Annotated in this window: 1 protein-coding gene; it reads left to right on the top strand. The window is 41.1% G+C overall.

The window, feature by feature from the left end; genetic code table 11:
• The first annotated feature begins 410 nt into the window (after positions 1 to 410).
• A complete protein-coding gene (locus tag OQ5_RS0115965; RefSeq protein WP_016778449.1) occupies positions 411 to 1388 on the top strand; it encodes a Gfo/Idh/MocA family protein in 978 nt (325 codons plus the stop codon).
• Positions 1389 to 1484: the final 96 nt, after the last annotated feature.

Here is a 1484-nt window from a genome sequence, read left to right as displayed (position 1 = left end):
TATGCTTTTTATACCGCACTCATAGATGAAAGATTCTTTTTCTTTTTTTGTAGAATGTGGAACCAAAGATAAAAAGTTCTGATGTTTCGAGGATAATTCTATTAAACCAAATTTATGGGAACCTTAATTTCTGATTTTAGTGTACCGTCGCAGAATTCTGAAGCTTCTCCATTTTATTTGAATGAGACGAATCGCCGTATATAACTAAATCTCTCCTAAAAGAGCTATTTTTGTCAAGGTCGAGGTGCAGGAAATTTTTGATCTGGAACTAACTAATTGTTAATGAGTGCTTAACTAATTCCTGAAACAATGAGATGGACAAAAAGAGACTTTTAGAAGTGAACTCATTATTTTTGTTTTGAACAATTAGCAGACTTTATTGCTTTTGATTTGGAACACAAAACCATGATATGAAGAAAACAATTAACTGGGGAATCATAGGTTGCGGTAATGTTACCGAGTATAAGAGCGGACCGGCCTTTAACAAAGTGGAAGGCTCAAATTTGGTAGCTGTTATGCGGCGGAATGCTGATCTGGCTCGCGATTATGCACGGCGCCACAAAGTTCCGAAGTGGTATGACAATGCCGATGATTTAATCAATGATACTGAAGTAAATGCTGTATATGTGGCCACTCCGCCATCGAGCCATGCTATGTATGCCATCAAAGCAATGAAAGCCGGAAAACCGGTTTATGTTGAAAAACCTATGGCAGCCACTTTTCAGCAGTGTCTGGAGATGAATGCTGTAAGTAAAGAGACCGGGGTGCCCCTTTATGTGGCCTATTACCGCCGTACCCTTCCCGGATTCAGGAAAGTGAAAACACTCATTGAGGATGGCTCTGTTGGAAAACCCCTGGTGGTTAATATAATGCTCATCCGGCCACCTCTGCCTGCCGAAACGAACAGGAAAAATCCGTCCTGGCGGGTTCGGCCCGATATTGCCGGAGGCGGAATATTCTATGACCTGGCCTCACATCAGCTTGATTTTCTTGATTTTTTATTCGGTCCGGTTAAAAAGGTTTCCGGCAGTTCCGGAAATTTCGGAGGATATTACGAGGCCGAAGATACTGTGGTGGCACAAATGGAATTTGAAAACGGCGTACTGGGAAGTGGAACATGGAGCTTTGTCAGCGATGATTCTTCCACCCGCGATGTAATAGAAATAATTGGGACAAAAGGACGTATTGAGTTTTCCACTTTCGGACACGAGCCTGTTTTACTGTTTAAAGAGCACGATTTTCTTGAATTTCCTTACATCAATCCCGATAATATCCAGTACAACCTGATCAGTAATGTTGTTGATGCAATCAGGGGAGAAGCCGAATGTGTCAGCACCGGGGAAACAGCTGCCCGCACCAATTTTGTAATGGAAAAGATTGTTTATTAGAAGAGTCTGTCTATAAAGTACCATTTGCTGTATTACGTTCGCCGGCAAAATACTCATTTACGAAATTTTTTTAACCTGCTTTATTCATAAGTTTTA

This window comes from Anaerophaga thermohalophila str. Valhall, from assembly GCF_000250735.1.
Taxonomy (GTDB): Bacteria; Bacteroidota; Bacteroidia; order Bacteroidales; family Marinilabiliaceae; genus Anaerophaga; species Anaerophaga thermohalophila_A.
The sequence above is the reverse complement of the archived record's forward strand: the minus strand, read 5'-3'. Positions and strand labels throughout refer to the sequence as shown.